The organism is Vermiculatibacterium agrestimuris (assembly GCF_943193085.1).
In the GTDB taxonomy this organism is placed as follows: Bacteria; Bacillota; Clostridia; order Oscillospirales; family Oscillospiraceae; genus Vermiculatibacterium; species Vermiculatibacterium agrestimuris.
Window position 1 is genome coordinate 1 of the sequence record NZ_CALPCU010000044.1, and the last position, 7,953, is coordinate 7,953.

General features: G+C 61.9%; 6 protein-coding genes and 1 pseudogene. 4 read left to right on the forward strand and 3 right to left on the reverse strand.

Annotated features, from left to right (window positions below):
* Positions 1-63 precede the first annotated feature (63 nt).
* Genes NFR87_RS10075 through NFR87_RS10085 form a run of 3 tightly spaced genes read right to left on the reverse strand, consistent with a single transcriptional unit; the run spans position 64 to position 4,315 of the window.
* Positions 64-2,094 (reverse strand): ABC transporter ATP-binding protein, encoded by a 2,031-nt coding sequence (locus NFR87_RS10075; protein WP_251449325.1) that lies wholly within the window; start codon positions 2,092-2,094, stop codon positions 64-66.
* Complete coding sequence (locus tag NFR87_RS10080; RefSeq protein ID WP_251449327.1) at positions 2,094-3,833, reverse strand: ABC transporter ATP-binding protein; 1,740 nt, start codon at positions 3,831-3,833, stop codon at positions 2,094-2,096. The genes NFR87_RS10075 and NFR87_RS10080 overlap by 1 nt, the downstream gene beginning before the upstream one ends.
* Positions 3,827-4,315, reverse strand: a complete 489-nt coding sequence (locus NFR87_RS10085) for a MarR family winged helix-turn-helix transcriptional regulator (RefSeq protein WP_251449329.1) — start codon at positions 4,313-4,315, stop codon at positions 3,827-3,829. The genes NFR87_RS10080 and NFR87_RS10085 overlap by 7 nt, the downstream gene beginning before the upstream one ends.
* 177 nt (positions 4,316-4,492) lie before the next feature.
* On the opposite strand from NFR87_RS10085, the gene lexA reads away from it, so the two are divergent.
* From lexA to NFR87_RS10105, 4 genes and pseudogenes are all read left to right on the forward strand, one after another.
* The gene (gene lexA, locus NFR87_RS10090) at positions 4,493-5,104 is read left to right on the forward strand and encodes a transcriptional repressor LexA (RefSeq protein ID WP_251449331.1); all 612 of its coding nucleotides are present in this window, start codon (positions 4,493-4,495) and stop codon (positions 5,102-5,104) included.
* A gap of 359 nt (positions 5,105-5,463) precedes the next feature.
* A complete protein-coding gene (locus NFR87_RS10095) occupies positions 5,464-6,933 on the forward strand; it encodes a M23 family metallopeptidase (protein WP_251449333.1) in 1,470 nt (489 codons plus the stop codon).
* Positions 6,934-7,043: 110 nt separating this feature from the next.
* A complete protein-coding gene (locus tag NFR87_RS10100; RefSeq protein ID WP_251449335.1) occupies positions 7,044-7,367 on the forward strand; it encodes a cyclic-di-AMP receptor in 324 nt (107 codons plus the stop codon).
* A pseudogene (locus tag NFR87_RS10105) lies at positions 7,354-7,953 on the forward strand (DNA polymerase III subunit delta); the annotation flags it as partial. The gene NFR87_RS10100 and the pseudogene NFR87_RS10105, both read left to right, overlap by 14 nt.

The following is a 7,953-nucleotide window of genomic DNA, read 5'->3' on the forward strand; positions in this document are numbered from 1 at the left end:
CCCCCCCCCCCCCCCCCCCCCCCCCCCCCCCCCCCCCCCCCCCCCCTTCCTTTTGCTTCAGCCTCAGTCCAGCTGGAACTGGCCGGTGTAGAGCTGGTAGTAGCGGCCCTGCCCGGCCAGAAGCTCGGCGTGGCTGCCCTTCTCCTCAATGCGCCCGTGCTCGATGACCACGATGCAGTCGGAGTTGCGCACGGTGGACAGCCGGTGGGCGATGACGAACACCGTCCGGTTCTCCATCAGCGCGTCCATGCCCTTCTGGATGAGCGCCTCGGTGCGGGTGTCGATGGAGGAGGTAGCCTCGTCCAGGATCATCACCGGGGGATCGGCCACGGCACACCGGGCGATGGACAGCAGCTGCCGCTGGCCCTGGCTGAGGTTGGCCCCGTCCCCGGTGACCATGGTCTGATACCCCTCGGGCAGCCGCCGGATGAAGGAGTGGGCCCCGGCGGTCTTGGCCGCGGCGATACACTCCTCGTCGCTGGCCTCCAGCCGGCCGTAGCGGATGTTCTCCATCACCGTGCCGGTAAAGAGGTGGGTGTCCTGAAGCACCGCCCCCAGAGACCGGCGCAGGTCGTCTTTTTTGATCTCCTTGACGTCGATGCCGCAGTAGGTGATGACCCCGTCCTGGATCTCATAGAACCGGTTGATGAGGTTGGTGATGGTGGTCTTGCCCGCTCCGGTGGAGCCCACAAAGGCGATCTTTTGCCCCGGGTTGGCGTACACCGACACATCGTGGAGGATCTGCTTTCCCGGCACGTAGGAGAAGTCCACGCTCTGGAACCGCACCGCCCCGGTGAGCTCGGTGAGCACATAGCCCTCCCCCCGGGTCACTGCGCCCCGGATACGGTGGAGGCCCTCTGCCGGGTCTCCCTCCGGGTACTTCCAGGCCCACAGGTGGCCGGGCTCCGTCTCGGCGCACTCGGTAAGCGCGTTGTTTTCATCTTTTTTGCAGGCCACCAGGGTCATCCGCCCGTTCTCCGGCACCCGCCAGGCCCAGCAGCCGGTGCGCTCCCCCTCTCCGGCCAGACGCAGGACGCCGTCGGCGCCCTTGTGGACGGCTACCAGGGTCACCTGGCCCTTGTCCTCCTCCGGCTGGGTATCCATGACCTCGAAGATGCGCTCGGCCCCCGCCAGAGCGGAGAGGATGGTGGTCAGCTGCTGGGAGATCTGGTTCATGGGCTGGCTCACTTGCCGGGAATAGTTCAGGTAGGTGGAAAATCCGCCCAGGTCAAAGCCGCCGAAGATGGCCAGCAGGCCCCCCACCGCGGCGGTAAGGGCGTAGCCCGCGTTGTTCAGGTTCATGGCGGCGGGCATAACGGCGGAGGAGTAGAAGTTGGCCTTGGAGGCCGCCTGGCGGTAGTCGTCGTTGAGCTTGGCGAAGTTGGCCTTGGCCTTCTCCTCGTAGGTGAAAGCCTTCACCACCTTCAGCCCCTCGATCATCTCCTGAATGTTGCCGTTGACCTTGCCCAGGTTGGCCTGCTGCTCCCGGTAGTACCGGCGGGACTTGCTGCCCATGAACTTGAACACGGAAAAGGTGGCGCCCAAAATGACCGCCGTGATAAGGAACAGCAGGGGGCTGATGTAGATCATCATCCCCACCACGCCCACGAACATGAGGGCGGAGGAGAACAGGGACACCACCGACTGTTCCAGGGACATCTGTACGTTGTCCGCATCGTTGGTGAACCGGCTCATGAGCTCGCCGTGGGTGTGCCGGTCGTAGTAGGAAATGGGCAGATCCTGGAGGGCGTCGAACAGATCCTTCCGCAGCCGGTTGACCCCCTTCTGGGCCAGCCGGGCCATGGTGGCCATCTGCAAATAGGAGGCCGCAACGCCCACCAGATAGATGCCAAGCAGGGGGAGCAGCGCCTTGAGCAGGTCTCCCGGCCCGGCGTAGACTCCGTCCACCAGGTTGTTGATGATGGGCCGCATATAGTAAGATCCGCCGATGTTGGTGCACACGGACAAAAGCAGGCAGACCAGCACGCCCATCAGGGGCAGCTTGCTCTGGGACAGATAACCCATGAGCCGCTTAATGGTCTTTTTCGTGTCTTTGGGCTTGGAAAAGCCCCCTCTTCCATGAGGCCCCGGCATTATTCGCTCACCCCTTCCTGTTGGGAGTTGTAGATCTCCTGGTAGACGGCGTTGCCGGCCATTAGCTCGTCGTGGGTGCCCTCTCCCACAATGGCTCCGTCGTCCAGCACCAGGATCTTATCGGCATACTGCACCGAGGAGATGCGCTGGGCGATGATAATGACCGTGGTTCCCATCAGGTTTTTGGCGAAGGACTCCCGGATGGCCGCCTCGGTGGCGGAGTCCACCGCGGAGGTGGAGTCGTCCAAAATAAGGATGGCGGGCTTGCGCAGCATGGCCCGGGCGATACACAATCGCTGCTTCTGTCCTCCGGAGACATTGGTGCCCCCCTGATCCAGCAGCGTGTCAAATCCGTCGGGCAGAGCCATGATGAAGTCGTAAGCCTGGGCGTCCCTGGCCGCCTGGATCAGCTCCTCCTCCGTGGCGTCCTTCTTACCCCAGAGCAGATTTTCCCGGATGGTGCCGGAAAAGAGCACGTTATTTTGCAGCACCATGCCGATGCGGCCGCGCAGCGCCTCGATGGGGTAGTCCCGCACGTCCATGCCGTCTACCAGCACCTGGCCCCCGGTCACGTCGTAGAACCGGGGGATCAGGTTCACCAGGGAGGACTTGCCCGTCCCCGTGCCCCCTACGATGGCCACAAACTGCCCCGGCTCCGCCGTAAAGCTCAGATGCTCCAGCACGTCGTCTCCCGAGCCTCCGGCCCGGTACTTAAAGGACACGTCCCGGAACTCCACCCGGCCCTGGGCCGTGGGCAGCTGGATCCCGCAGCTCTCCGGCCGGTCCTGGATGTCGGGCTGGGTATCCAAAACCTCGATGATCCGGTGGCTGCAGGCCATGGCCCGGGCCAGCTGGAGAAGGCTCATGGCCACCATCATTACGCTCATGAGGATCTGAAAGATGTAGTTGATAAAGGAGCTCAGATCGCCGTAGAGCATGGTTCCGTCCATCACCTGGTTCCCGCCCAGGTAGAGCACCGCCAGGGTGGCCGCGTTCAGGGACAGGGTCATTACCGGCATGATCATCACGATGCGCATGGCCACGTTGATGCCTGCCTCGGTCAGCTCATCATTGGCCTTTTGAAACTTGGTCTTCTCGTAAGCCGAGCGGACGAAGGCCTTCACCACCCGAACGGCCACCAGGTTTTCCTGGACGGCGTTATTCAGGTTGTCGATCTTCCGCTGCGTCACCTCGAAGAGGTGGTTGCACACCTTCATGATAAGCCCGATAGCCAGCATCATCAGGGGGATGACCACCACCAGCACCAGCGCCAGGGAGGCGTTGATGGAAAAGGCCATAAAGAGGGCGGCAATGAGCATCACAGGCGCCCGGGTGATGATGCGCATCCCCATGGTCATGGTCATCTGAACCGCGTTGACGTCGTTGGTCATCCGGGTGATGAGGGAGGCCGAGGAAAACCGGTCGATATCGGCGAAGGAAAAGTCCTGGATCTTTTGGAACATGGCGTTGCGCAGGTTGGCGCCGAAGCCCTGCCCGGCGATGGAGGAGGCCTTGGCGGACACCACGCCGCACACCATGCCCGCCACTGCCAGGGCCAGCATGGCGGCCCCTGTTTTCAGGATGTAGTCCATATCCCCGTTGGCAATGCCCACGTCCACGATGGCGGCCATAAGACGGGGCATGACGATCTCGCACAGCACCTCCAGGATCACCAATGTGGGGGCCAGGATCACCCATTGCTTATATTCTCCAATGTACACACTGAGCCGTTTCAGCATCTGTCCTCACCTTCCTTTTCCGGCGGGCAGAAGGGAGGAGGTTCCACCCCGCCTAAATTGTCGATCATCCGGGTCAAAAACCCGGTGAGCTGAGCTTTTTCCTCCGGGGAAAACCCGACCAGCATCCGCTGATCCACCGCCTGGAAGCTCTCGCCGCACAACTCCACCGCTCTTCGGCCCTTGTCGGTGAGAGCGATCAGGTTGCGCCGGGCGTCCCGGACGTCGGCGCTGCGCTCCACGTAGCTGTCCCGCTCCAGGGTCTTCAACGACACCGCCACCGTGGCGGGAGAGACCCGCAGGGTTCGGGCCACATCCCGCTGAGACCACTGCTCCCCCGCCGCCTCGGCGGCGAAGAGGCTCAAAAGCAGCATGGGCGCCCCCAAGTCCCCGATGCCCCGGGCCGCCTGCTCCTCCGCCACCCGCCGCTTGTGGGCGTGGTGAAGCCCGTGGAACAGGGCGCTGGGCTCATTATTTTGATACATGCCACCATCTCCCGAAAAACCGTTCGTATGTTTACCGTTCGCATGCTGATAGTTTGGGAGTATACTCCTTTCCATGGGGAAAGTCAAGAGAAATTTGTAAACAAATTTAGAACAATTGTTTGACAAAGGGGAGGCGGGTGTGCTATGATACAACTATCAAATGAAGGAGGGATCGCCATGCCCGCCCCCTTGACGCCCAAACAGGCAGAGATCTACGACTTTATCCTTCAATATACCAAGGAGCACGGCTATCCGCCCTCGGTGCGGGAGATCGGCGCCGCCGTGCAGCTGAAAAGTCCCTCCACCGTCCACTTCCACATGAAAAAGCTGGAGGCGGAGGGCTATATCCACAAGGCCGACGGCAAGACCCGGGCCATCAGTCTGCCCCACCAGGCTGTGGCGGAGGAGCTGGACGGCCAGCGGGATCAGGTGCCCCTGGTGGGCAGCGTGGCCGCCGGCAGTCCCATCCTGGCGGAGGAAAATGTGGAGGAGTACCTGACCTTCGACACCGGCGGACGCACCGGGGAGCACTTTGCCCTGCGGGTGCGGGGCGAGTCTATGCTCTACGCGGGCATCCTCCCTGACGACTTGGTCATCGTCCACCGGCAGGAAAACTTCCGCAACGGGGACATTGTGGTGGCACTCTTTGAGGACGAGGCCACGGTGAAAACCTACCGCATGGAGCGGGGCCACCTGTGGCTCATGCCGGAGAATCCGGAGTATGAGCCCATCGACGGCGAGGGCTGCGCCCTGCTGGGCCGCGTGGTGGCCGTGCTGCGGCGGTACTGAGCTCCGGCGGCGCGGGAAGGAGTCCATTTGAACGGAAGAGAAAAAAGAGGCCCGGGTGTTCCCGGGCCTCTTTTTTGATGGGGTTTTGTTACAGTTTGATTACAGATTTGTCAAAAGACGCGGCTTATTTCGTTTTGTGCGGCGGGGCAGCACCACTATATATAGGATCAAAAGGAGTTTTCCTTGTCAAAAATCACCGAAAACCGGGAAAACCCTTGACGAATGTGTAAAAAGCGAGTATGATTGCCTTGTAACCATTTGTAACCATTTGTTTCTCTCTCGTAACTGACTGGTAATATACCTGTAACATTGGGAGAGAAATTCCTCAGAACAGACCGAAGGAAAGAAGGTTTTCTCCCGTGGATGAGATCCTGCGGTACCCCCATACGGCGCCCGCACCTGCCCCGGCGGAGACCAGGGAGGCCCACAGCTGGCGTCTGCCCAGCCTGACCCTCCCCAAGTTTGAATTTCCCGATGCCCTCCAGCGGCGCTCCCCGCTGCATGTGGCCGTCTTCCTCACCGTGGCCCTCTCCGTGGCCACTGCCGGCATCGCCAGCCACGTCTACTGCCCCGCTTACAGGGTGTCGGTGGACGGAGTGGATCTGGGCGTGGTGAGCTCTCCCGAGAGCGTGGAGAACGCCGTTGACCGGGTGGAGGCCCGGGCGGGAAGTATTTTGGGCCGGGAGTACACTCTGGAACAAAACCTGGAGTTCGAATTCCAGCTGGCGCCCAAGGATGAGCTGATGGCGGTGTCCAGTGTGGAGACCTACCTCTTCGACCAGATCGGTGAGGTGATGAAGACCTCGGTGCTGACGGTGAACGGCAAGATGCTGGGCGCCGCCGACAACCACCAGGCCCTCACCGCTATGCTGGAGTCCATCAAGGCCCCTTACGTCACGGAAAATACCGTCTCCGCCGAGTTTGTGGAGCCGGTGGTGGTGACAAGGGAGTACACCGCCACCACCGCCCTGCGGGAGATATCCGCCCTGCGGGAGACCCTCACCGCCAACAGTATGGAGCGGGTGGACTACAACGTGCAGCCGGGGGACACCTTCTCCGGCATCGCCAACAGCCACGGCATGACGGTGGAGGAGCTTCAGCTGCTCAATCCCGGCGTGGACATCAATAAGCTGTGGATCGACCAGACCCTTACCATCAGCCAGGCCGTCCCCTTCCTCTCTGTGCGGACGCTGGACAACGTGACCTACGACGGCCCTGTGGCCTTTGCGGTGGAAGAGGTTCCCGACGACACCATTTATCAGGGCTACTCCAAAGTCCTGACCCCCGGTGTGGAGGGCTGGGCCACCTACAATGCCGATGTGAGCTACCTCAACGGCGTGGAGCAGAGCAGGACGATCAACAGTGCCGACGTCCATGTCCAGCCCGTTACCCAGGTGGTGGCGGTGGGCACCAAGCCCCGGCCCAAGACCATGGCCACCGGCCAGTTCCAGTGGCCGCTGTATGGACGGATCAATTCCTCCTACGGCTCCCGGTATATTTTCGGCTCCTACTCCTTCCACACCGGGTTGGACATCGCCGGCTCCTACGGCGCGTCCATCGCCGCCGCCGACGGCGGCAGGGTGACCTTTGCCGGCACGGGCACAGGCAGCTACTGGAGCTACGGCAACTACGTGGTCATCGACCACGAAAACGGCCTGCAGACCATCTACGCCCACTGCTCCAGCCTGTGCGTCAGCACCGGCGAGCGGGTCTATAAGGGGCAGGTCATTGCCAAGGTGGGCTCCACCGGCCGGGCCACCGGCAACCATTGCCACTTCCAGGTCAAGGAGAACGGCGAGACGGTGAACCCCTACAACTATCTGCCTTAAATTTGAAATGAAAAAGAGACGGGAAGCAATTCCCGTCTCTTTTTTGTTGCCTATTTTCCGTAGTTGCGATATAATAAATAACGTGTATATGTGTTTGCAGGAGGGATACTATGAAACTCATCCTTGCTATCATCAACCGGGACGACGCCGGGGCCGTGACCCAAAACCTGACCCGGAGGGGCTTTTCCTCCACCAAGCTGGCCACCACCGGCGGTTTTCTTATGGCGGGCAACGTGACCATTCTGGTAGGCGTGGACGCCGAGAAGGTGCAGGAGGTCATCGACATCATTAAAGAGCACTCCCACTCCCGCAAGCAGATGATCCCCTCCACCATGGAGAGGAACTATGGTTACTGCCCCTCTGTACCGGTGGAGGTCACTGTGGGCGGAGCCACCATTTTCGTGGTGGACATCGAGCGCTTTGAGCGGGTCTGAGATGCTTTTGGATACCCTGGCGGGCAACGCCCCCCTGAAAGAGCAGCTCTCCGCCCGAATGAAGGGCCGGGGACTGAGCCATGCTTATCTCATCAGCGGCCCTGCCGGCGCCGGGAAACGGACGCTGGCCCGGCTCCTGGCCGCGGCCATGGTCTGCACTGGCCCGGAGGCCCCCTGCGGCGTCTGCCCCGGCTGTAAGAAGGCCCTGGGCGGCATCCATCCTGATGTGATCCTGGCCGGAGAGGGGGATAAGGGCCTTACGGTGAACCAGGCCCGCGCCCTTCGCGCCGACGCCTATGTCCGCCCCAACGAGGGAGTACGGAAGGTCTATATCCTCCCCAATGCTCAGGCCATGAACGCCGCGGCTCAAAACGCCCTTTTAAAGCTTTTGGAGGAGGGGCCCGCCTACGCCGCCTTTCTTCTGCTGACCGAAAACCCCGGCGCGGTGCTGCCCACCATCCGCTCCCGGTGCGAGACGTTGGCGCTCGCCCCCGTCTCTGTACGGGAGGCGGAGGATCACCTGCTCCGCCGTTATCCGGACAAGCCCCCGGAGGAGGTGCGCCGCAGTGCCGGGGGGGGGGGGGGG